19 protein-coding genes are annotated in these 21,438 nt (G+C 41.6%); 7 read left to right on the top strand and 12 right to left on the bottom strand.

The annotated features are described in order from the left end of the window. Positions 1-2: 2 nt before the first annotated feature. A complete protein-coding gene (locus ABEQ24_RS07720) occupies positions 3-1,313 on the bottom strand; it encodes a cytochrome P450 (RefSeq protein WP_430006236.1) in 1,311 nt (436 codons plus the stop codon). A 153-nt stretch (positions 1,314-1,466) separates the two neighbouring features. On the opposite strand from ABEQ24_RS07720, the gene ABEQ24_RS07715 reads away from it, so the two are divergent. Then, entirely contained in the window at positions 1,467-1,637 is a 171-nt protein-coding gene (locus ABEQ24_RS07715) for a hypothetical protein (RefSeq protein ID WP_165971023.1), read from the top strand. Next, the gene (locus ABEQ24_RS07710; RefSeq protein ID WP_070878839.1) at positions 1,638-1,835 is read left to right on the top strand and encodes a YwbE family protein; all 198 of its coding nucleotides are present in this window, start codon (positions 1,638-1,640) and stop codon (positions 1,833-1,835) included. Here the strand turns inward: ABEQ24_RS07710 and ABEQ24_RS07705 are convergent. From ABEQ24_RS07705 to ABEQ24_RS07695, 3 genes are all read right to left on the bottom strand, one after another. After that, on the bottom strand, positions 1,832-2,488 hold the full coding sequence (locus ABEQ24_RS07705; protein ID WP_430006235.1) for a GNAT family N-acetyltransferase: 657 nt from the start codon (positions 2,486-2,488) through the stop codon (positions 1,832-1,834). The two genes, ABEQ24_RS07710 and ABEQ24_RS07705, sit on opposite strands and share 4 nt — an antisense overlap. A gap of 303 nt (positions 2,489-2,791) precedes the next feature. Next, a complete protein-coding gene (locus tag ABEQ24_RS07700) occupies positions 2,792-3,364 on the bottom strand; it encodes a hypothetical protein (RefSeq protein WP_430006234.1) in 573 nt (190 codons plus the stop codon). A gap of 12 nt (positions 3,365-3,376) precedes the next feature. Continuing rightward, on the bottom strand, positions 3,377-4,558 hold the full coding sequence (locus ABEQ24_RS07695) for a ParM/StbA family protein (RefSeq protein WP_430006233.1): 1,182 nt from the start codon (positions 4,556-4,558) through the stop codon (positions 3,377-3,379). A 423-nt stretch (positions 4,559-4,981) separates the two neighbouring features. Here ABEQ24_RS07695 and ABEQ24_RS07690 point away from each other — a divergent pair, with 423 nt between their 5' ends. Next, positions 4,982-5,539 carry a GNAT family N-acetyltransferase gene (locus tag ABEQ24_RS07690; RefSeq protein ID WP_430006232.1) on the top strand — a complete coding sequence of 186 codons (558 nt, stop codon included), beginning with the start codon at positions 4,982-4,984 and terminating at the stop codon, positions 5,537-5,539. A gap of 14 nt (positions 5,540-5,553) precedes the next feature. Here the strand turns inward: ABEQ24_RS07690 and ABEQ24_RS07685 are convergent, their stop codons facing one another. Both ABEQ24_RS07685 and ABEQ24_RS07680 read right to left on the bottom strand, forming a co-directional pair. Further along, a complete protein-coding gene (locus ABEQ24_RS07685; RefSeq protein ID WP_430006231.1) occupies positions 5,554-6,543 on the bottom strand; it encodes a DUF3231 family protein in 990 nt (329 codons plus the stop codon). Positions 6,544-6,636: 93 nt separating this feature from the next. Then, positions 6,637-7,842 carry a class I SAM-dependent rRNA methyltransferase gene (locus ABEQ24_RS07680; RefSeq protein ID WP_430006230.1) on the bottom strand — a complete coding sequence of 402 codons (1,206 nt, stop codon included), beginning with the start codon at positions 7,840-7,842 and terminating at the stop codon, positions 6,637-6,639. A gap of 233 nt (positions 7,843-8,075) precedes the next feature. Here ABEQ24_RS07680 and ABEQ24_RS07675 point away from each other — a divergent pair, with 233 nt between their 5' ends. Then, positions 8,076-8,330: a GlsB/YeaQ/YmgE family stress response membrane protein gene (locus tag ABEQ24_RS07675; RefSeq protein ID WP_430006229.1), complete on the top strand. Its 255-nt coding sequence runs from the start codon at positions 8,076-8,078 to the stop codon at positions 8,328-8,330. Between the two features lie 257 nt (positions 8,331-8,587). Here ABEQ24_RS07675 and ABEQ24_RS07670 read toward each other — a convergent pair whose 3' ends face one another. Beyond that, positions 8,588-8,902 (bottom strand): CHY zinc finger protein, encoded by a 315-nt coding sequence (locus ABEQ24_RS07670; RefSeq protein WP_430006228.1) that lies wholly within the window; start codon positions 8,900-8,902, stop codon positions 8,588-8,590. A 94-nt stretch (positions 8,903-8,996) separates the two neighbouring features. Between ABEQ24_RS07670 and ABEQ24_RS07665 the strand changes: the two genes are divergently transcribed. Next, positions 8,997-9,893: a DUF899 family protein gene (locus tag ABEQ24_RS07665; RefSeq protein ID WP_430006227.1), complete on the top strand. Its 897-nt coding sequence runs from the start codon at positions 8,997-8,999 to the stop codon at positions 9,891-9,893. Between the two features lie 154 nt (positions 9,894-10,047). Then, positions 10,048-10,914 (top strand): SDR family oxidoreductase, encoded by an 867-nt coding sequence (locus tag ABEQ24_RS07660; protein WP_430006226.1) that lies wholly within the window; start codon positions 10,048-10,050, stop codon positions 10,912-10,914. A gap of 150 nt (positions 10,915-11,064) precedes the next feature. Here ABEQ24_RS07660 and ABEQ24_RS07655 read toward each other — a convergent pair whose 3' ends face one another. Further along, positions 11,065-12,030 (bottom strand): quinone oxidoreductase family protein, encoded by a 966-nt coding sequence (locus ABEQ24_RS07655; protein ID WP_430006225.1) that lies wholly within the window; start codon positions 12,028-12,030, stop codon positions 11,065-11,067. 169 nt (positions 12,031-12,199) lie between these two features. On the opposite strand from ABEQ24_RS07655, the gene ABEQ24_RS07650 reads away from it, so the two are divergent. Further along, complete coding sequence (locus tag ABEQ24_RS07650) at positions 12,200-12,658, top strand: hypothetical protein (RefSeq protein WP_430006224.1); 459 nt, start codon at positions 12,200-12,202, stop codon at positions 12,656-12,658. Positions 12,659-12,700: 42 nt separating this feature from the next. Here ABEQ24_RS07650 and ABEQ24_RS07645 read toward each other — a convergent pair whose 3' ends face one another. The 4 genes from ABEQ24_RS07645 to essC form a co-directional block, all read right to left on the bottom strand. After that, on the bottom strand, positions 12,701-13,390 hold the full coding sequence (locus ABEQ24_RS07645; protein WP_430006223.1) for a pseudouridine synthase: 690 nt from the start codon (positions 13,388-13,390) through the stop codon (positions 12,701-12,703). A 182-nt stretch (positions 13,391-13,572) separates the two neighbouring features. Continuing rightward, complete coding sequence (gene essA, locus ABEQ24_RS07640; protein ID WP_430006222.1) at positions 13,573-14,070, bottom strand: type VII secretion protein EssA; 498 nt, start codon at positions 14,068-14,070, stop codon at positions 13,573-13,575. Next, a complete protein-coding gene (gene esaA / locus ABEQ24_RS07635; RefSeq protein ID WP_430006221.1) occupies positions 14,060-16,957 on the bottom strand; it encodes a type VII secretion protein EsaA in 2,898 nt (965 codons plus the stop codon). Before esaA ends, essA begins: the two co-directional genes overlap by 11 nt. Next, positions 16,954-21,438, bottom strand: coding sequence for a type VII secretion protein EssC (gene essC / locus ABEQ24_RS07630; RefSeq protein ID WP_430006220.1), 4,485 nt, complete (start codon positions 21,436-21,438; stop codon positions 16,954-16,956). The genes esaA and essC overlap by 4 nt, the downstream gene beginning before the upstream one ends.

Raw genomic sequence — 21,438 nt, 5'->3', positions numbered from 1 at the left:
GTTTATCTCTTTAATACAGTCATAGACAGCCCATTTTTAATTCGCAGAGAGACAAGCGGTTCGGGCTTAAGTTCGTGTTTATCTCCTGCAAGCTCCAATCGATAATGCTTAAGGACTGCAGCAGAGATCAGTACAGCTTCCATCATGGCAAACTGGCTTCCTATACATCCGCGCGAACCTCCTCCGAACGGAAAATAGCCGTACATGGGGATTTCATCTTTCTTTTCAATTGAAAACCGGTCGGGGTTAAATTCTTCCGCCTTTGCAAAATAAGCTGGATTTCGGTGCATAACATAAGGACTGATCAGAAAAATCGAACCTTTCTTAAAAAGCTCATTTAAGATTTCAGCATCTGCCTTTGCTTCCCTGAGCATAATCCATGCGGAAGGATACAATCTGAGAGTTTCCTGTATTACCTGATTGGAAAAAGAGAGATTTTTTAAATCCTCGAATTTTAAGCCGTTATCAAACAGGGCAAGCTCTCTCAGCATTCTTTCCTCAATATTTGGATGCCTGGCAAGAAGAGCATAGACCCACGTTAATAAATTTGCGGTCGTTTCGTGTCCTGCTATTAACATTGTGACGATTTGATCCCTTATTTCTCTCTTTGATAATCCCTGGCCGTTCTCGTATTTTGTTTCGAGAAGCAAAGACAGCAGATGATCCTCTGAAGAATGGACCGAGCCTTCTTCCATTAGAAAATCAGCCAGTTCATCCAGTGTTTGAACACCCCTTTTATATTTTCTGTTCTGGGAAGTAGGCAGAAAATCTGGCGGAGAAAACGGTGTCAGCAGGGAGCTTGCTGTTTTTTCAATGATATCGTTGACAGCATTCGTAATATGACCTGTATTTTGGGACAGTTCAACTCCAAACATGGTTTTGACAATAATCCGAAGCGTCAAATTCATCATATCTTCATGAATTGGCCTCGTTTCACCATTTTCCCATGAACCAATCATGTCTGCTGTCATTGAATTGACGATTTCTGCATATCCAGCGATTTTCCGCTTGTGAAAGGCAGGCTGCATCATTTTCCTCTGCTGCCTGTGCTCCTCTCCTTCGCTTGTTAAAACTCCGTTTCCAAGTGTTTTCCCAAGCGTCCGTGCAGAAGAGCCTTTTTCAAAACACTCTTCTTTTATAGTCAAAATCTGCTTAACAGCTTCTCTGGAATGAATAATGTAGGATGTGTTCCTGGAATGAGGATTTATGGCAACAATGTCACCTAGTGTATGAGTATTTAAAAGAAATCGGAGAGGGTCTTTTCGAAAAGCTAAATAATTGCTAAGCTGGCTTCCGCCTAAAGATACAGTCATATCCATGCTCCTCTATCAGATTAGTTACCACTATTATACAGCAACTCCGCCTGATTAAGCAGTTTCAAGCATGCCTGGAGAGAGAGTTCTATTTTTATTTAATGAATGATAGTATAATGACTGTACATCTTATTTTTAAAGGAGGTTTGTCCTATGTCAGAAAAGAAAATGACACTCGAAGAGGCGATTAAACAAAAGCTTGCCAGCAAAAAGCAGGCACAAGCGAATGGAAATGGCAGTTTGAAAGGTTCGAATCAAACGAAAAATATGAAGAGCCAGGTTTCCAAGAAAACAAATAATCAGCGCAGAAGAATGGGTGTTTAAATGAACGGTCAAAACCGCGAACATATAAAACCAGGTACACCTGTTCAAATCGTTTTGAAGCAGGATCAGCGATCCGGGAAGCTTACGGGCGGTGTTGTAAAAGACATCCTGACTAAATCAGCTTTTCACCCCCACGGAATAAAAGTGCGTCTTCAGGATGGACAAGTTGGCCGGGTAAAATCAATAGATGCTCCTTAAGATTTATCAGCATAGATGATTTGCTGATGAGGATCATAAACAAGGATATAAACGGTCAACTGGCCTTTTATCACCTCAACGCTCTGTGATAATTGGAAGCCAAAGTGTTCGTATATCCGGACATTTCGGGTGGTCTCCGTTTCCAGAACGCAAAACGTTCTCCTGATGTCTGCCTCTTTCAGCGCCGCTCTAATCATTTGACTCATATACTTCTGACCTCTGTATTTCTTATCAACCGCAACCATGTCTAGTACTAGATGTGGTTTTTGTTTTTCATAAAAAGTCATTCTCTTAGAAATGACCGACAGCCTTCTCGCTTTTTTAATAAAAGAAACCATCTGTACGTCTTTTACTAGCAGCAGGCTTCTGAAAATTGTCTTTAAAATCGCTATGTATAGGGCAGGGGAAAAAGACTGATAGCCAGTTCTTCTTACAGCGAAGATTCCTTCTACTCTGTCTGATGTCACATATGTATCACTGATGGCATCTACAATTTCAACAGTACTGCGGTATACATTTTGCAAAATTCTTTTTCTTTTCCCCTCCTGAGGGAAGAGGTAAATAAACAGCGGATTATCAAAGAATGAGTCTGCAAGCATTTCAGCTGCCTTTAAGCGGTGCTTTTTTTGAAGTCTTGTTAACTCTTCGTACATGAGCAATCCCTCCTCGTACCATCTTATGCAGCGGTACGTCAATTTAGATATCGACACTCTTTCTTAAACAAAGACAAAAAAGCTAACGTCTGCTGTTAGCTTTTATCTAAGATAGGATGCGTATTAAGTTTTGCCCGTTTATGTCTAGCTCGAGCTAAAACGGGCGCCTCCGCTTTTCTTATTGTCTAGTTCCACCGCCCAACTCCTCGGCCAGAACAAAATCACCCAAAAAGTCAAAACCGGACTTTTAGGGTGATTTCTTATCTGTCTGTCTGCGCTAAACGGGCACTTCCGCTTTTCTTATCATTTATTCATTTTAGAAAGAAATCCGCCAATCAAATCATCTGCTGTTTCTTCTTTTGTTTCTTCTTCTGATGAAGATGCTGACTCCTGCAATGCTTTTTCCCAATCGAAATCATCCAGTCCTGCGTTATCATCAAAACCTTCATCAGGCTCATGTTCCTGCACTGCAGGACGGCTATTAGACGGAAAGGCTGTTTCCTGCAAGTAAAGGGCCTCGTCGATATCCAGTGACCTGCTGTTAAACGAAGCAAGAAGAGAAGCAGCTCTTATTGGATCAGCAAGAATTTGATACACAATGCTTCCAAGCAGTGCTTCAGAGTGCTCGTGTTTCATCCAGTCTCTCTGAGCTTTGCTGAGTTTTTGCGGAAGCGGTATTGTGATGCTCTCCTTCTCCTTAACAAAAGAATCGCTGACACCTTGTGAAACAAATTCAGCAATTTTGCTTGAGAAGTTCCTTTTTTCGGTTTCTTTCAGCTTTTGCAGCTGTTTTATTATGTGCTCAGGAGTATCTGAAGGGATGCGAAACGTGATCGCCTGTCCCCTCTGAATTCCTGATGAAGCGCCTTTATTCATAAAACCACCCTATTATTTGGTAGTAGCCGCTTTTTTATCTTCGCTGCTTTTATCTTTGTTTGTTTTGCGGTAAAAGTCAAAAACGAGCTTGTAATAAGCATTCGCCATCATCCAGATGCTTTCATTCTCATCTTCAAAGAAGTCAATATTGTAGCCGTCAAGATTATTATTAAGCGTTTTAAGGTAATCCTTCAGCACAACTGCTCCTCCGCCGACAAAATAGCAGATTTCAGTTTGTGAATTTTTTTGCCAAACGTTGCGCAAGTGGCGGTATTGTTTCTTCGCAAGATCTAATAAAATTCGGTCCGTAATATCATGAACGCTTGTGCGGCTGCCTCTTACATAGATATGATTGCGGTCCGTTTTTTTAGTGATGATTTCAACTACATCACGGCGGCTGTCAAGCTCAACACCGTGCTTAGAACGGATCTCTTCGCGGATTGCTTCTAATGATTCAACTACGCCAAGGTTAAAGCCCTGTGCTTTATCATCGTCCACGTTGCGGTTTTTAATGACTGCGATATCAGTAGAAAGGCCTCCGATATCCTGGATGATGATGCGCTTATCAATCAAATCTTTGTTGATGATGTTTAAATCCTTGTCCATCACCAGGTTGATATAAGCTGCAAATCCTTCAGGATAGACTTTCACTTCATCAAATTTTATATTTACTTTTAAACCCTGATATTTTGGAGTAATTAAAAATTCTACCTGATGGACATTTCCCAATAGCTTAGATCGGTAACCAACATCTTTGCCTTCTTTAGCTTCTCTTAACGGAAGTCCAGTGCCAAGTGTATATGCTGCATCAATGACTTTATTATTTCTGCGGAACACTTTTTCATTTTCAGGTTTTACTGCATCAAGGGCAATTGAAGCAAACAGCATAATCAGCGTTTGATCTTCTTCAGATTTACTGCTGCCCGGATCAAGCTCAGAAGCATTGTCGCTTTTTGTAGCAAGAGATCCAACGCGATAAATGGCATTGTTTTCTTTTAAAGCAGGGGAGTGAACCTTAATATGAATTCCATCTAACGGATCCTTGCTGTCTAATTCCTCAATTCCAATGACCGGACGATCTTCAATGTCTCTTGCAATGACATTCGGTATGTATAGTTGAGAGTCATATTTTCCGAAAATTGCTTTTACTGCATCGTTTCCTACATCGATTGCTGCGATTCTAGAATTACTCATGAACACCATTCCTTTCACTTCATGAATTAGTATAAAAATCCATTCTTTTAAAGAGTATTAAAGATTGATAGTTTCGTCAATAGAACCAGAATGATTACATTTTTGTACACATGTTTACAAATCTGTTTACATTGTAGACATTTTTGTACACAAGGTAACTAATTTGTATACATCCTTATATGGCGGGATGCGTACGTGTTTGTATACATGTAAACAAATAACGTATACATTTCATTACATTTTGTTTACAAGTATACATTATCAGTATACTTGTAAACATTCTCCTTTAATAAGGTATTACCGTATCTTATCCACCGCCAAAACCTTTTTTGTTCATCGCGTAAATTGGAAGAAAAAAAAGAGGAAATCTATCAATATATGTCGAACTGAAACATTTTAAAGAAGGTAGAAGGGGAACGAAAAATGACATCATTTCCGCATTTAGAAACAGATCGATTAAAGCTAAGAAGTATTGAAAACTCAGATGCTGTGAAATTATTTGAGTATTTCTCTAATAGAGAGGTAACAAAGTATTATGGCATGGATTCTTTTAAAACATTAGAGGAAGCAGAGACTCTGATTCATACATTTCAGATTGGCTATCAGTCGAATAAGCTCATACGATGGGGGATTGAACTCAAAGAAACCAATGAACTAATTGGCACTTGCGGATTTCACGCTCTCTCACAGAAGTACAAACGAGCTGAAGTAGGCTATGAAATCTCACATCTGCATTGGAAAAAAGGATATGCAACCGAGGCCATTAAGACGATACTTGATTTTGGATTTGAGGAAATGGAGATGATTCGCATCGGGGCGGTAGTATTGCTTGCTAATTCCCCTTCCAGAAGGGTTCTTGCGCCCTTAGGCTTTAAAGAGGAAGGAATGCTTAGAAATTATATTATTCAAGACAATATTCCATGCGATGTAATCATGCATTCTCTCCTCAAAGAAGAATGGATAAAAAGCAGCTATAGATGAATGCTGCTTTTTTCTTATATTGGTTTGATTTCAGACTGCGGCGGTCTTTCAAGCCAGCCTCTTTCAATCATTAATTTTGTCCCATCCTCAACGAAAAACATAATATCTTTCATAATAAGAAGGTAATGCGCTGCAATATCCCTTCTCATCGAGAGGGATATTGAATGCCCAATTAGAGAAATAGCCGCTCCTGTGGATGCAGTAATCATAAACATAATCAATTTTTCTGAAAAAGGACAAACATCAGAGTCTGTCACTTCTAAAGAGACAGGAATTGTTCCTAAATGCCCTTCTTTTTTCAAAAGAAGATTGAATACATCAATTTGTTTTTGGGCTAAATCCTTTGCATTTAACAGATATTTTTTTACTTCTTTATCTTTTACCGATTGAATAAGTCCTTTAAGCAATAGAATACCAATATAATTTCTTTCAATGATAAAAAAAGCCTCACCCAGTTCAAAAGAGTTCAGCGCACGTCTCTCCCCAAACCATCCTGATAGATAGGAGTCTTTTGCGACAAAATGAACTTGATCAGGGTAAGTCATCTTCGGCGGACGATCATAAATTCCTTTTGTAAGCATAAGTTTGACTGCCATCTTGTAAAGCCGAGTTATTTTATGCTGATATTCAATAAAAAACTCAAGTAAATCAACTCGCGCAACATTAATAACAAAAGTAGATACGTTCACCAATGTAAGCTGGCTCGTCCGGTACACATAGCTTAATGCATAAAGATCCGTATATAACGGCGGTGCAGAAAGATCAACATCACCGTCAGAAAAACCTTCAGGAACTGGAAAGTTTTCTCCGGTAAAAATCGTTGTGACAGTTTGCAAAATAGTTTGAGACAGCAAAATAGATTCTTTGACCAAAAGTAGAATTTCTTCGTCTTCTGCATGCTCAAAAAAATGTTTCAAAAAGCACAAAGATGCACTCTCTTGCATGTAAGTTGTCCATAGCGCAGAGATCTCCGGAGTGGTTAAATTGATATTATGGTGAACCATATTCTATGTGTTCCCCCTAATCATTTTTCTATTAGGGTTTCTTTTAAAGCAAATATTATTCTGTCTTAGGCTGCACCAAAAGAAACCCAGTCATTATCTGACTGGATTCACCTTTTCTATAAACACGACTTTTAAATAATTCCCCTCTGGAAACTCCTTTTTCGTTTTAAAATCATCCGGCAGGGAAAATTCTTCTTTTATTTTGTATTTTTCTCCTGTTTCTTTAAAGGCTGTGTCGATAAACCCTTTAAACTTCTTCATTGAAAACGTACTGCAGTTTGTGGATGCGACGATTACGCCATTGTCTTCCGTTAAAGCAATGGTTTCCTTCAGCAGATCCTTGTAGTCCTTTGCAGCGCTGAATGTATATTTTTTTGATCTCGCAAAGCTTGGCGGATCAAGGATGACAAGATCAAATTTTAGATTTTTTTTCAAAGCATATTTGAAGTAATGAAAAACGTCTTCAACAATAATATCCTGGGATTCATAATCAACCTCATTAATGCTGAATTGCTCGACCGTTTTACTCAGACTCCGGTTCGCCAGATCAACACTCGTTGTTTTTACAGCCCCGCCAAGAGCAGCAAACACAGAAAATGCACCTGTATAAGAAAACAGATTCAATACGGTTTTTCCTTTTGCATAACGGTCTCTAATGGTCTTTCTAACATCTCTTTGATCAAGAAAAACCCCTACCATGGCGCCGTCGTTTAAATACACTGCAAAATTCACGCCATTTTCCTTTACGATTAATGGGAATTCCGGTCTTTGCCCTTCTACAAACCCATCCTCCTCAACAAATTTTCCTTGAGAATCGAATCGTTTTTTCTGATAAATCCCGCGAATTTCGGCATATTTCTTTAAGGCTTCTAAAATGAAGGAATTAAATTGGTAAATTCCTTTGCTGTACCATGTCACCAGATAGTAGCCGTCAAAATAATCGATTGTTAATCCGCCGATGCCGTCCCCTTCACCGTTGAAAACCCGGAAGGCTGTCGTAGCACCGCTTCTGAAAAGGTTGTTGCGGAACTGGAAGGCAGCTTGAATTTTCTGATCAAAGAAGGCTTGATTCATTTCTTCTCTTTCACTTGAAGTAAGAATCCAGCCAATCCCTTTATTCTGCTTCCCGTAATATCCTCTTCCAATAAACCGCTGCTGCTCATCAACCAGTCTGATGAGCTCGCCTTCATGCTTTAAGCCTGAAAGATTAACGACCGAATCCTTTTGAATCAGCGGGCTGCCGTTTTTCATTTCCTTTACGTATTTAGATTTAATCGTGAGCGTTGTCTCAGTTTTCATAGTTACGTCCCATCTTTAAAAAATTTCGTTATCTTATAGTACCCATACTACATGAAACAACTTGCAGTTTCTAGAAATCACCTTGTTCAAAACGATTTATTGAGGTATGGACAGCTATTTTTGAGATGCAGATAAAAAAATTTACAGCAAGATGTTTCTTTTCTAATAGGCGGGGGAATAACAACGATAAGATACAAATACCTAACACTATCTTAAGAAAGGCGGAAATTAAAATGGGCTTTATTTTATATCTTATCGTCGGCGGTTTAATAGGCTGGTTAGCGGGAGTTATTCTTGGTAAAAACGTACCTGGAGGCATTATAGGAAACATCATTGCAGGTATTATTGGAGCTTGGATCGGCGGGGAGCTTCTTGGCACTTTCGGACCAACCTTAGCAGGCATCGCTATTATCCCTGCATTGCTTGGAGCTATCATCTTTGTTTTCTTATTAAGCCTTGTATTGCGTTCAATGCGCAAAAGAACTTAATTAATAGAACGGAACGCCTGCTGACATTCAGCAGGCGTTTTTTTGAAAAAACAGCAAAAAAAGACCGCAGCCTTTTGAGCTGCAATCTTACATTTATTAATAAGTTGTACGTCCGCCGCTTTTTCGTTTATTAAGCATTTTCTTTACAATAGGATAGACGATTGGAGCATATTTTATCGCTTTTCGAATCAGTTTTTTCACGGTAAACTCCTCCTCTTTTCTTTTTATTTTCCCACAAAGCAAGAATACTAAACACCTTAAGAACCAAAGTACAGGTGGTAATGTGTTTTACAGCCCGGATTGAAGGCAGAACCGCACTTCGGACAGCAGCTTCCGCTGTCCATATATTCTTGAATGGCAAGTACATGGCGGCATGAACCGCATAGCACAGCAGGCATATCCCGCTCTGATTTATCCCATCCTTCCGGACTGTGATCCGCAAGCTGCTCATGGCATTCATAGCAAGCATAAAATGTCTCACAGCATTTAAATTTAATCGCAATAATGTCTTTGTCAGTTCCATAGTGACGGCATCTTGTATTTGCATCAAGCGCCACTCCTTTAACAGTCATTAAACGCACACTCCATTCTAAAATAGCATTTATTTAAAGGATAAAGACCCTTACCGCCCGAAGTATCTACTTAGACAGCAAAGGAGGTATGGAAATGAATCAAAATACGTTAGCGAAAGAGATTTCTTCTCTAGAAAAAGAACTTCTTGAAAAAAAACAGCTTCTTGCAGCACTCAGGAAAAAAGAGACGGTGAAAAAGGCGGAAAATTATGTGTTTACGTCTTCTAATGGACATTCTGTCACATTAAGCGAGCTTTTTAAAGAGAAAGATGAACTTCTCGTTGTTCACAACATGGGGAAAAACTGTTCTTACTGTACGATGTGGGCAGACGGTTTCAATGGTGTCTATCCCCATATCGCAAAAAAAGCTGCTTTTGTTCTTTCCACACCTGATGAACCTCATATACAAGATGCATTCGCCGCTGAAAGAAGATGGCAGTTCCCTGTCATTTCCACTTCCGGCACTTCTTTTAAACAAGATTTCGGTTTTGAAAAAGACGGACTTTATTATCCGGGTGTCTCAGCCTTCAAAAAAGAGGCTGATGGGGCCATATATCATGTTTCACAGGCTCCTTTTGGACCAGGCGATGATTTTTGTTCTGTATGGCACCTATTTGACCTTCTCCCATCAGGATCGGATACTTATCGTCCATCTAAAAAAATGAATGAACATACCCCGTTTCAATTGACCGGCAACATTGCTTTTGCTGCGGAGGATTATGAAAAAGCAATTTCGTTCTATGAAAAAGTAATTGGCATGACCGCCGAGTACTCAAATGAATCAGAAACAAAATTCAGCATGAATGGAAACTTTTTTTATGTCGAAAACAAAAAATCTGATGGAGTCTTTTTTGAATTTGCCGTTGATTCTTTTTCAGAATCTAAAGCTTCTTTGCTGCAGGCAGGCTGTACAGTAACCAAGGAAATAAGTGAAAAAAGTGTCATGGTGACGGATCCGTTCGGCCTTAAATTTCATATATTCGAAGCATAAATACGGACGTTCATCAAAATGTTTCAGAAACAGGGCTGCATGCGCGGATATATAGAGGATCTGGTTTCCCTATAGCCGGAACGAAATGAAAGCTTACAGAGGCATCTGAGCGTAAAATAACAGCATTTGTGGAAAGCGAAAAGGAGAGAAGAGTTTGAAAGGTAAAAAAGTGATGATTACAGGTGCAAATTCAGGTATGGGGCTAGCTGCTGCAATTGAGATGGCTAAGAAGGGCGCACATGTCATCATGGTGTGCAGGAGTCTAGAACGCGGACAGGCCGCACTTGATCAGGCCAAAAGAGAAAGCAAGTCGAATGCAATTGAACTTATGAAGTGTGATCTTGGATCTCTTTTAAGCATAAGGGAATTTGCAAGGCAATATGATGATGCCTATCATTCTTTGGACGTATTAATCAATAATGCCGGTGTTGTGACGATAAAACGGGAGCTTACTGAAGATGGATTTGAAAGCATGATGGGCGTAAACCATCTTGGTCATTTTCTTTTGACCAACCTATTGCTCCCTGCTTTAACACGATCACCGCAGGGCAGGATCATAAATGTCTCATCAGGTGCCCATAAAATCGGAAACATTCATTTTGATGACCCATATTTAACTAAGGGTTTTACAGTTTGGAAGGGGTACGCTCAATCGAAGCTTGCCAATCTTTTATTTACCGCGGAACTTGCAAAGAAACTGCAGGGTACAGGAGTAACGGTTAATGCACTTCACCCCGGTGCAGTAGCAACAAGTTTGGGTGTTAATCGAAAGACAGGATTCGGAAAAGGTGTTTTTGCTCTTTTAAAACCCTTCTTTCTCACTCCAGAACAAGGAGCACAAACAGCTATTTACTTAGCAGAAAGTTCTGAAGTGGAACATATAACCGGGCAATACTTTTATAAAAGAAAAATGGAGCTTCCGACTGAGCGCGCCCGAGATATTGAGCTTGCCTCCAGGCTGTGGGATTGGAGCGAAAGTGAGGTGGGAATAAGAACCCGTTTAGCTCCGACAGACAGATAAGGGTCCGCCTGAAAAGGCGCTTTTTGCCATTACAGGCGGAGACGTTCTGGCCGGGGAGTTGGGTGATGGAGCTGGGCAACAAGAAAAGCGGAAGTGCCTGTTTATGATATGCAGATAAAAAAAGAGGCTGCTGAAAAAGCAGCCTCCCCCTTATGGAATTAGCACAATTTTCCCCGTGCTTTTTCTGCTCTCAAGATAACGGTGCGCTTTTGCTCCATCTTCTAAAGGAAAACGGGCAGGTTCAGCGATCCGCAGTGAGCCTTCCTGGATCCAGCCGAATAGCTGATTCGATCTTGAGATGCGCTCTTCTCTGGACGTAAGTACATTCCAGAGATCACCGCCAGTCAGTGTTTTTGACGTATCCATCAGCATTCTCGGGTCAATATGCACCGGATCTCCCCCTGCCATACCGTAGAATACGACGGTTCCGCCAATGCGGGCTGCAGCAAAGCTGTCCATAAGCGTTGAGCCTACTGAATCATAAACGACATCAGCTCCTTTTCCTGCTGTTGCCCCAAGGACCTTCTGTTTCCAGTCTTCTGTATAGACAATGGCTTTTTCTGCACCTGCTGCTTTTGCAATGTTTGCTTTTTCATCAGTAGAGACAAGCGCGATGACTCTGCCGCCCAAAAAGCGAATGATCTGAACGAGCAACTGGCCTACACCCCCGGCTGCAGCGTGAACGAGAGCCGTATCACCCGCTTTAATCTTGTAGCTGTCAGACGTAAGATATTGAGCTGTCAGCCCCTGCAAAAGCACTGAAGCTGCTGTTTCAAATGAAATCTCATCTGGCAGAGGAATCACCTTATCAACGGGCGCTGCAGTAAACTCTGCATTAGAATGAGGAACATCCGCAAAACCAACCCGGTCACCTGGTTTAATGCCGCTTACTTCACTGCCGATTTCTTCAACAATTCCTGCTCCCTCATATCCAAGTATGTAGGGAGGCTCTCCCTCTAAGTGATAGTTTCCTTTTCGGCGGTACACATCCGCAAAATTGAGCCCTACTGCTTTCATTCTGATTAAAACCTCTTTCGGTCCCGGAACAGGCTTTTTAATCTCTGCTGAAGTCAATACTTCAGGTCCGCCGAATTGATTGAATACAAGTGCTCTCATTTGAACATTCCTCTCAAGCTATTTTTATGCATTTAGTTTATCAGAAAAGGCTGCCTAATATTGCTTTCTTTCTTTTACTATAATTTTCTTCACTCATTCCAGGCAAATAAATGGTTTTCGCCTGCTTGTGATATAATAAGCAAATTGAATCGATTATCGGAGGAAAGATATGCTTACTTTTGAACAAAAGCTTGCTGTTATTGAAACATTTAACGAATTGCAAAGAAAGAACGTTTCCCTTGGAAGAATCAACTTTCAGTTTGAAGATAGCATTTACGATAAGAAAAATGTGGTCTATCATCTTCATCCAAATGGAAATGGATTCGTATACGCTGAATCTGTAAAAGGATATGCCGTGAATGATAAAGGCATGGTTAACATCCGTGATTTCTCGGAAGAAGAATTACGCAGCATTATCAAAAAATCCATTCATTCGCTTTCTGTGCAGGAAGACGCGCAAGCAGAAGAATTTGAAGAAGAAACATGGACAAATGAGGATGGACAGACTCTTATTTTGATCCAAGAAGATGATATGTGGAATGTGTATGCCGGATTAAACCTTGATGGCACATTTACCACTTATAAAGAAGCTGCAAATTATCTGCATGAAGAAGGCTTCAGAGCATAAAAAAACAGCGGAGCACATGTGATGTGTCCCGCGGTTTTTTCTTTAAACCAGGCTGCTCATCAGCTCTTCGATCTCACCCGATGTCAACTTGCGCCACTCTCCGCTCTTTAAACCTTCTACAGAAAGATTCATGATTCGCTTTCTTTCAAGCCTCTCTACCTTATAGCCAAACACCTTGCACATTCTGCGGATCTGACGATTAAGTCCCTGCGTTAAAATAATGCGGAATTCAGAATCACTGATTTTCTCAACTGTACACGGTTTGGTTGTCACTCCGAGTATTTCTACTCCCCCTGACATTCCAAGAATAAAGTCATGGTCAAATGGCTTATCTACTTTGACGAGATATTCTTTTTCATGGCCATGTTCAGACCGCATGATTTTATTTACGATCGATCCATCATTTGTGAGTAAAATTAACCCTTCTGACGCTTTATCCAGCCGGCCTACAGGAAAGATTCGTTCCGGGAAAGCCATAAAATCAATGATATTTCCCTTAACCTCCTTTGCTGCTGTACAAGTAATACCCACTGGTTTATTTAAAGCCAAATAAACTGGCGCGGCTTTAGACGGGATAGGACTGCCGTCGATTAAAACGATATCTCCTTCAGCTACTGTGTCTCCGGCCTCACAGGTGACTCCATTGATGGAAATCCGGCAGTTGGCAATTAGCCGATCGGTTTCACGTCTTGAGCAATAGCCTGTTTCACTTATATATTTATTTATTCTCATAGGATCGTTTCACTTTCATATTCTAAGATTCCTATCATCATAGCACGAAGGATGTTTTTTGCTCTACATCCAAAATAAGTAAGGGAATACAACAAGCAGTAAAAAGGTCTTTTTGCGAAAATTGTCCATCGCGTGCCTAGACAAAGAAGCGTGAAAAAAAAGACAGCTTATATAAAGCTGCCTCAATTCTTAATCTGTTTTTTACTTTGTGTCATCTTTGGAATCAAAAGTCCGAGCATCAGGATGACGCCAATGGCAATCAGGAGAATATACGTCATCATTAAGCCCGAGTTTTGGGTTGTATCAGAATTTACCGTTTCTGTCATACTCAATGATGGTTCTGCACTGCCTGAGAATAAATCCAGTTGTTCAGCTTTGGATTTAATCGTGTTTTTCTCTTTTGTGTAATCAGTGAAGAGCTGTTCCTGCAACTCGTCCTTTTGGTCACTGGACGGCTTTTCAAAGGTTAGATCTTTTTGCTCCTCCGGTATAGTGGTTCTTTTTTCATACAGTGATTCCTCATGCAGATATTCCGTGTTTTCCTTAAGCTCTTTTTCCTCATAAACATTAGGATCCAGCTCCTCAAGGTTTGTTACTGTCTCCGCATGTCCCGGCCTCCAGCTTGTAAAGACAAAGATGAGCAGGAATAAGGAGAACCATATGACTGCTTTACGCTTCATGGGCATGTTCCTGATTGGCCTTTTCGTTTGAGTTTTTAAGAGCATTCACAACAAACGGCAGGATGGTCAGAACAAGGATAATGCCGATAAGCACCATCACTCCCTGAGTAAATAAATTATTTGCATCATACTGAATCGAGATGTACACCTCTGACATCGGATCTTCGTATGTGAAGTTTGGCGCGGCTAAAGCAAGCAGCGGACTGACAAAGAAGGCAACGAGGCCTACACTTGCAAGCCAGCCTGCGAAATTGCCGAGCAAAAACGAAACTCTTACGATTGTTGATGCTGCAAGTAACAGCAGCACAGTAAAGATTGACCATTGTATCGCGCGTTCATCAGTGAGAGTGTAAATATTTAAACCGAACACGCTGATGATGAGCCCGACAATTAAGTTTAATAGACCAAACATAGAGCCTCTTACTAATAACGGCGCTGCTTTGAAGTAATGACTGAAGAATCCGATCAGCAAGCTGCTGATAAGGATGATAACAAGAATCACGACCGGCGGCACCGCTTTAGCCTGTGCAGCAGGTGCTTCTCCGCTAATTTGCAGCGGATTGGCAAGATGTTCATAAACATACCCGTTGTTCTGACCGTCTACAAACGTATTGCCGAGTATACTGAAGACGTCATCTCTTACAAGCTGTGTTGAGGCTACATTTGTCGCCCATTTATCATTTAAAACGTCTGCTTCAGATTGAACTTCATTCACTTTTTGCTGGAGGACATCTGTACTGCTTACAACCGTCTCCTGTCTTTCTCCAAGTGAATTCATCAAGTCTGTAATCATGACTAATTCCTGGCTGATATTTTGCTGATTGACTACAAGGACAGTACCGTCCGAGTTTTCAAGCGGCATTCCCGAAGCTGTATTTTCTGATTCCTGAACTTGGCTCAGTACGCTATTTGCGCTCTCTTCCATAGATGAAAGATCCTCTAGTATAGCTGCCTGCTGAGCATCCAGCTCCTTGCTGTATTCATCCATGAATGCAAGAGCGGAAGCCTGGACTTCTTTCATTTCTTCTTCCGTTGCCGGCAGCTCCTGATTCAGCTTGTCCCATGCGCCTTGTTCTGTTTCATTGATAGATAGAATAGTTTTTACTTTTGTTTTTTGCATCTCATCTGCAAGGACAGCATCTTTGGCTGGATCTGAAGTCGTATTCATACGCTTGGCGGCTGCCTCGTACTGAGATAAAACCGTATGGTATTTCAGCACATCGTTCATTGATGCAGTTCCGATCGGCCCGCTGAACACACTCTCAAGTCTTTGCTTTCTTTCAGGACTGAGCAAGTTAAGTATCGTTTGTTCCTGTTCAATGATGGATGCTGAACCTGAGTTCATATTATCTGTCAGCACGTTTATCTTTTCTGCCAGTTTGCTGATTTCATCTTTTAGAAGCTGATTTTCTTCTAATAGATTTGCATTTTCTTCTGTCAGCTTTTCATAGAGAACAAGCAATTTATCATACTCGCCTTTCCATGAATTCTGATTTTCTTTTGACTTTATTGATTCTTCGATTGCAGCAAGCTTTCCTGACATGTCTTCTAATTCAGTTAAAGCTTGTGTTACTTGTTCTGGTTTAGGCTCCGGAATCGTTTCTAGAATGGCCTTGAGATTTTTAAGCTGTTCTGAAACAGCAAGAATCTTAGCCCGCTCCTCTTCCATGTTAGCCGGACTTTCATTTTCACCTGGAGCTTCTGGCTGAGTGACATCTCCGCCATCTTCAGGCGGTCCTTCCTCCCCGTTGCCTGGTTCCTCACCTGGATTCCCTTGCTTAAGGCTTTCCCTGAGAGGAATAAGTTCACCTTCAAGACGGTTCAGTGCATCCTGATTATCCTTCATAATATACATATCTACATAATTACGATGAACTGCTTCAAGCTCTCTTGCCTGGCGTTCTGTCTGGCTGAGCCTTACATTCCCATATGCTTTAGCTGTTTCCTGATTCTGATCAAGCTGCTGCTGAATGTCCGTCATTTTTGAAGCAAGCATGCTTCCTCGTTCGTTAAATTGCTGCTGTGTTTCATTCTGCATTTGATCGACTTGTGCACTGCCGCCCTGTATGGCTGTAATGCTTTCCTGCTGAGCAAGCGTCAATAGCTGCTGCTGATCTTCCTGATAGGCCTGATATTCTTCAACATACTTGACAAATGAGGCTAAATTTTTCTCGAATTGCTGAACCGTGTTTTTTCGTTCCGGCGACTTTTCTTCAGCCTGTTTCATTGTCGTTTGGAGCTGCTCAAGCATTTGTTTTTGCTGATTTAATTCCCCTGCCAAATCTTTAGAGCTTGGTTTATAGAAATTCAGCATGGCATTTTGAAAGGCAATTTCCTTTTCAAGAATGCGGTCAAACTCTTCTCTGACATTCTCCATGTCCTGCGAGACATAGCTCCAGTAAAGGGATGACATTTGCTTATTTACGCGGCCTGTCGCATCTTCAAGCGCCCGGAGCACTCTTTGTCTGTTTTCAGCATTCAGCTGATTTTGGACCACATATTCAAATTCTGCTTTTGAAGGCTGCTGTTCATCATATGTTAAGATGTTGGCAGAAAAATTGGAAGGAATATAAATAACAGCGTCATACTGCCCGTTTTTCAGCCCGTTAACTGCTGCACTTCTGCTTAAGATTGTCCAGTCATACTGGGAATCCTTATCAAGAATCGCTGCAACTTCCTTGCCGAATTGAACAGGTTCAGCTTTTATATTTTCTCCTTCTGCTTTTTCCGTTCCGATGTCCTCATTAACGACAGCAATATTTCTCGTAGCTTTCTCTTTTATTTCAAGCGGGTTGTCCCCGATGAATTGAAAGAACAGAGCGGGCACTGCCAAGATAAGCAGCACCGCAGCTATCATTTTAATCGTATGCTTTCTTTGATCTGTCATGTGTAGATCTTCCTTTCAATGGCACAAAGAGGAATTTGTATTTTCGTTTCTTTGCCATTTTCCACATAATATCCAAAGCCAGGGTGTATATCGCTTTCTTTTCTGCTGTATGGCAAGGTGTACAGAGTTTGCTCTGATTTTTTCATTAAGATGAGCGCCTGGCGGATTTGCTTGATTTCACTTGTGAATGCATCAAATCCTTTTGTCAGCTCATTGTTATTTCCTGAAACAATCACGTTAAAGCCAAGGTGGCTGTAATTTTTCATGAATCTCGTCAATCGCTCCTGCAGCATACTGTCAAGAGACTGCTGGAACCTTGAATATCCATCAACGACAAGCATGACCGGGGAGAATGCGAGATTATTTACAACCCCTTGCTGAATAGCTGTAAGATAAGTTTGTTCTCTGTCTTTAAGAAGTTCTTCTGTTGTATCGAGCCACGACGATATTTGTTCTTTCGTATCAAGATAGGCAACCTTTTCTTCTGAAGCATAGCTTGACAGGCCGCGGTCAATCGAATCGAATACGCCGATTGATTCGGCCGGCTGAAGCAGGGCTGTGTTCAGGATGACTTTAAGTACATTTGTCTTTCCTTTTTGAGTCTGGCCGAGTACGAGACAGTGCTTCGTTTTGGCCAGATTTACACTGACAGGCTGTACATGCTCTTCATCGAGTCCGATTGGGATAACCCCTGTTTTCTGGGCGTCATCTGTGAACTGTGTAAAGTTGATCATGGTCAGTTCAGCAGGAAGCATTGGGACCGGACGAGGAAGCTTGGCACCTTTATACTTCTCCTTCAGCATTCCAATATCATCTTTGATGGAATCAAGCAGCTCGTAATCATCGCCGCCGTCAGCGGGAAGGAAAACTTGAGAGAAATAGGCCTGATCCTTCTTGATGATGGCGCGTCCCGGAATAGGTTCAGGTGCAAACGGAACCTTTCCAATAGCCATATATGTTTCAGTCGTATCCATAAGGTAATGAAGAATTTTCGTTTTCATGCTGTTCATCAAAGATTGACGGACAGACTGTACTCTTGTCGCTGTAAAAACCATATAGATGCCAAGAGACTGGCCATCACGCGCAAATTGAATCAGCTGCGTTTCAAGTTCCTGCATTTCTTCTTTCACGAGATCAAAATTATCGATGGTGATATACATTAGAGGCAGCTTGGTTTTGCTCAGTGAGTTGAACATCTTGATGCTGCTGACCTCTTGATGCTGGAACAATTGTTTTCTTCGCGAAATTTCATCTTTAACGATTCTCATAAACTTATCAATTTTCAGCTCTTGATCCAGCTGGAAATAATCCGCTGTATGCGGCAGCTGTCTGATCGGCAGCAGTGTGCCATTTCCGTAATCAATTACGTAATAGTGTGCTTCTTCAGGACTTAGTCTGGATGCGATGCTTAAAAGCAGGAGCATCACAGTATGTGATTTTCCGTATCCGGACGAACCGAAAATGGCGATGTTTCCGTCATCCATCAGCTGATACGAATATGGAGTCTGGCTTTGTTTTTCAGGCTCATCAATTAGGCCGAGATAGATTTCCTCTGGCTGCTGAGCAGCATATTGATGGCGTGAAATTCTGTTTTCAAGCGGCGGCAGCCATGGGCTGTTCAGCTTCCGGATGCCCATGGAAGCCTGCAGTTCCTCAATTTTATCGACAATCACTTCAATCTCTGATTCCGCATCTTTTTTATGCTGTTTAGAAGACGCAACATTAGATAACGGCTGCAGGCCAAGATCCGTTACGATTGCGACCTCATCCTCCGACTCTGATGTTTCTTCTAAATAAGGCGCTCCGCTCCAGGCTGATTGGAAGAGCTCGTACACCTCATTATTGCCAACTTGCAGATAACCCCGTCCTGTAATGGTAATAGAGGCCGCATCTGCATTTTTCAAAATCTCTTTGCTGTCGCTTGCATCCTGGACCTTAAGGGCCACTCTGAACCTCGCATTGCTCCAGATTTGGTCATCGATGACTCCGCCGGGCTTTTGTGTTGCCAGGATAAGATGCACGCCTAAGCTTCGTCCTATGCGCGCTGCACTCACAAGTTCCCTGATAAAATCAGGCTCTTCGCTTTTCAATTCCGCAAATTCATCGGAAATTAAAAATAAGTGCGGCAGCGGTTCTTCGGCCTGATTGCGTTTATAAAGAGTTGTATAATCATTTATGTGATTCACCTGATACTGATCGAACAGACGCTGGCGCCGCTTTAATTCGCTTTTGATTGATGCAAGAGCACGGGCACTGAAGTTTTTGCTGCCTTCAATGTTAGTAATGGTGCCAAGCAAATGCGGCATATTTTTAAACGGCTGCGCCATGCCTCCGCCCTTATAATCAATGAGAAGGAAAGCCACCTCATGCGGGTGGAAGTGAACGGCTAGTGACAGAATATATGTCTGTAAAAATTCACTTTTACCTGAACCGGTTGTACCGGCTAATAAACCGTGGGGCCCATGAGCTTTTTCATGAAGGTTCAACTCCACTACATCTTCCTTGCCTTTCAGTCCTACTGGTACGGCAAGAGACTTTGCCGATTCCCGCGTAAGCCAGTTCTGTTCAATCGGCAGATCATCCACTTCTTTTACATTCACCATTTCTAAGAAGGAAACACTTTTTGGAATCGAATTTGTCATCCCCACTTGGTGATCAAGCGTGCGGAGCATCCGGGCAAACGGTTCATTTCCCTCATGCCTGTGTATATCAAGCTTAAAAGGAACAGAAACAGCTTTTTTCTCTTGAATGAGAATATCCCCTTCTTGATCATTTACATATCTCACAAGCGTATGGATGTTATCAGACAGACTTTCCTTCGCTTCTGCTGCAAAAATAACGGAAATGCCTAAATGGGAAAACTCGCCTTCTAAATATTCTAAAATGACATGATCGGAAATAAGCTGCTGATTTGTAATCACAAAAATAATGTGCGGCGCAAACCTTGTGTTTTCCTTCTTTTCATCAAGATCCCGCTCACGCAGCATTTCATAAATTGACGTAAGCAGCTGGTCTCTCGTCTGCTCGTTATAAATCATGCCTTTTGCAAAGGCATGCGGAAGCTGAAAGTGCGGAAGCCATTTAAGCCATTCCCAGCTCTTGTATTCTTTTTCATTAAAAATAAACACAAAACGGACATCATGATAACTGTGGGAAAAAGCAAGCTGACCAATTAATTGATGAAGTTCATTTTTCATGATCGCTTCTTTCCCGATCAGTCCCATTGCACCCTGTGCAAGGTTTACACTGATTGGAACAGAGTGAATCTCCCGGTAGACTTTTTCCATTTGCTGTGACTGTTCGAGAAGATCGTCGACTTCTCTGTTCGCCATATCGTTTGAGCTTAGTGAAATTTCATAGCTTGATTTAACGGTGCCTGTTCCGATTCTAAGCTCAAGAAAGTCATTGCTTTCCGGTGTTCTTTCCCAAATCCGGTCAGATATTTCCCGTGTCATATACTTCATTTGTTCAAAGGAAGGAAAATGGAAAGACAGAACCTGACGCTGTTTTTCAGCTACTTCCTGAAGTTCATGGCGCTTGTTTTCAAGGTATTGAGTATAAACCCTGAGCCTTCGTTCTTTCCGCTTCTTGTAATTGCCTTTTTCTCTGAAATATTGGGCGGTTGACGTAATCAGCGTCATCACAAACATAACCATTGATACGATAATAAAAATGCCCCGGGGAGCAATAAGAGCGACGATTCCCATCGCAATCATCATGACTAGAGGCGGCAGAATAATCAGCCACAGGCTCCGTGATTGGTCGTCCCCTTCCTGTGCGGGGAAAGTGAGAGATATTTTCTCTTTCGGCAGCTCATAAATCATCCGCGGTGTGCGGCGGTAAATTGGATATTTTTTGCTCATTTCCGATCTTGGTTTTTCCGTATGCGGCAGATTTGAATGAAATTCTTCAATACTCATAACCTGCAGCAAATCTTCTTCAATAAGACGGGCGGTCATAAACGGCCAGAAGAGAATGTCTCCAATCTGCAGTTCCGTGAGGCCATCTGCCTTCCTGCCATTCACATAGACCGTTTCATCCCCAGGAGAAACCATCCAGTGAGCGTCTGTTTTCAGCAGGCTGACAGATCCCTTTCCCAGAAGCTGGAGGGCACTCTTATCTTTGTAAATATGTGCTTCTTTAATGACTGCTGAAATAGATATTTCTTTTTGAAAGCCAATATAGTACGTCTCTGCCTTTTTAGGCGCTGGTGTTAAATAAATCGTCAGCTGATCTGAATCATCCAAAAGCCGAAAAGGCTCTTTTTCTGATGCCTTTCCAATAGATCTGTCAATTTGCATAATGACAAACTCGCCTGGTTCCTCTGTTTTTACAACGGTAAGCGCTCCTTCAGAAAAAGGGAAATTCCTGACTGTCAGCGTGTGCTGAACCTCAGAACCGATCGAAATCGGGCGGAACTCCTCTCCGTCCGCCTGATATTGCTGATAGGATTCACCGTGAAAAATCCATAAAATACTCAT

Source organism: Metabacillus idriensis (assembly GCF_050483325.1).
GTDB lineage: Bacteria > Bacillota > Bacilli > Bacillales > Bacillaceae > Bacillus_P > Bacillus_P idriensis_A.
The sequence above is the reverse complement of the archived record's forward strand: the minus strand, read 5'-3'. Positions and strand labels throughout refer to the sequence as shown.

Bases quoted from the DNA above. Each gene is read 5' to 3' on its own strand.
- ABEQ24_RS07705 (WP_430006235.1), bottom strand. From the start codon at position 2,488: ATGTACGAAGAGTTAACAAGACTTCAAAAAAAGCACCGCTTAAAGGCA.
- essA (WP_430006222.1), bottom strand. From the start codon at position 14,070: ATGAAGCGTAAAGCAGTCATATGGTTCTCCTTATTCCTGCTCATCTTT.
- ABEQ24_RS07715 (WP_165971023.1), top strand. From the start codon at position 1,467: ATGTCAGAAAAGAAAATGACACTCGAAGAGGCGATTAAACAAAAGCTT.
- ABEQ24_RS07680 (WP_430006230.1), bottom strand. From the start codon at position 7,842: ATGAAAACTGAGACAACGCTCACGATTAAATCTAAATACGTAAAGGAA.
- ABEQ24_RS07720 (WP_430006236.1), bottom strand. From the start codon at position 1,313: ATGACTGTATCTTTAGGCGGAAGCCAGCTTAGCAATTATTTAGCTTTT.
- esaA (WP_430006221.1), bottom strand. From the start codon at position 16,957: ATGACAGATCAAAGAAAGCATACGATTAAAATGATAGCTGCGGTGCTG.
- ABEQ24_RS07710 (WP_070878839.1), top strand. From the start codon at position 1,638: ATGAACGGTCAAAACCGCGAACATATAAAACCAGGTACACCTGTTCAA.
- ABEQ24_RS07650 (WP_430006224.1), top strand. From the start codon at position 12,200: ATGCTTACTTTTGAACAAAAGCTTGCTGTTATTGAAACATTTAACGAA.
- ABEQ24_RS07645 (WP_430006223.1), bottom strand. From the start codon at position 13,390: ATGAGAATAAATAAATATATAAGTGAAACAGGCTATTGCTCAAGACGT.
- ABEQ24_RS07690 (WP_430006232.1), top strand. From the start codon at position 4,982: ATGACATCATTTCCGCATTTAGAAACAGATCGATTAAAGCTAAGAAGT.
- ABEQ24_RS07700 (WP_430006234.1), bottom strand. From the start codon at position 3,364: ATGAATAAAGGCGCTTCATCAGGAATTCAGAGGGGACAGGCGATCACG.
- ABEQ24_RS07675 (WP_430006229.1), top strand. From the start codon at position 8,076: ATGGGCTTTATTTTATATCTTATCGTCGGCGGTTTAATAGGCTGGTTA.
- ABEQ24_RS07670 (WP_430006228.1), bottom strand. From the start codon at position 8,902: ATGACTGTTAAAGGAGTGGCGCTTGATGCAAATACAAGATGCCGTCAC.
- essC (WP_430006220.1), bottom strand. From the start codon at position 21,438: ATGAGTATTTTATGGATTTTTCACGGTGAATCCTATCAGCAATATCAG.
- ABEQ24_RS07695 (WP_430006233.1), bottom strand. From the start codon at position 4,558: ATGAGTAATTCTAGAATCGCAGCAATCGATGTAGGAAACGATGCAGTA.
- ABEQ24_RS07685 (WP_430006231.1), bottom strand. From the start codon at position 6,543: ATGGTTCACCATAATATCAATTTAACCACTCCGGAGATCTCTGCGCTA.
- ABEQ24_RS07655 (WP_430006225.1), bottom strand. From the start codon at position 12,030: ATGAGAGCACTTGTATTCAATCAATTCGGCGGACCTGAAGTATTGACT.
- ABEQ24_RS07665 (WP_430006227.1), top strand. From the start codon at position 8,997: ATGAATCAAAATACGTTAGCGAAAGAGATTTCTTCTCTAGAAAAAGAA.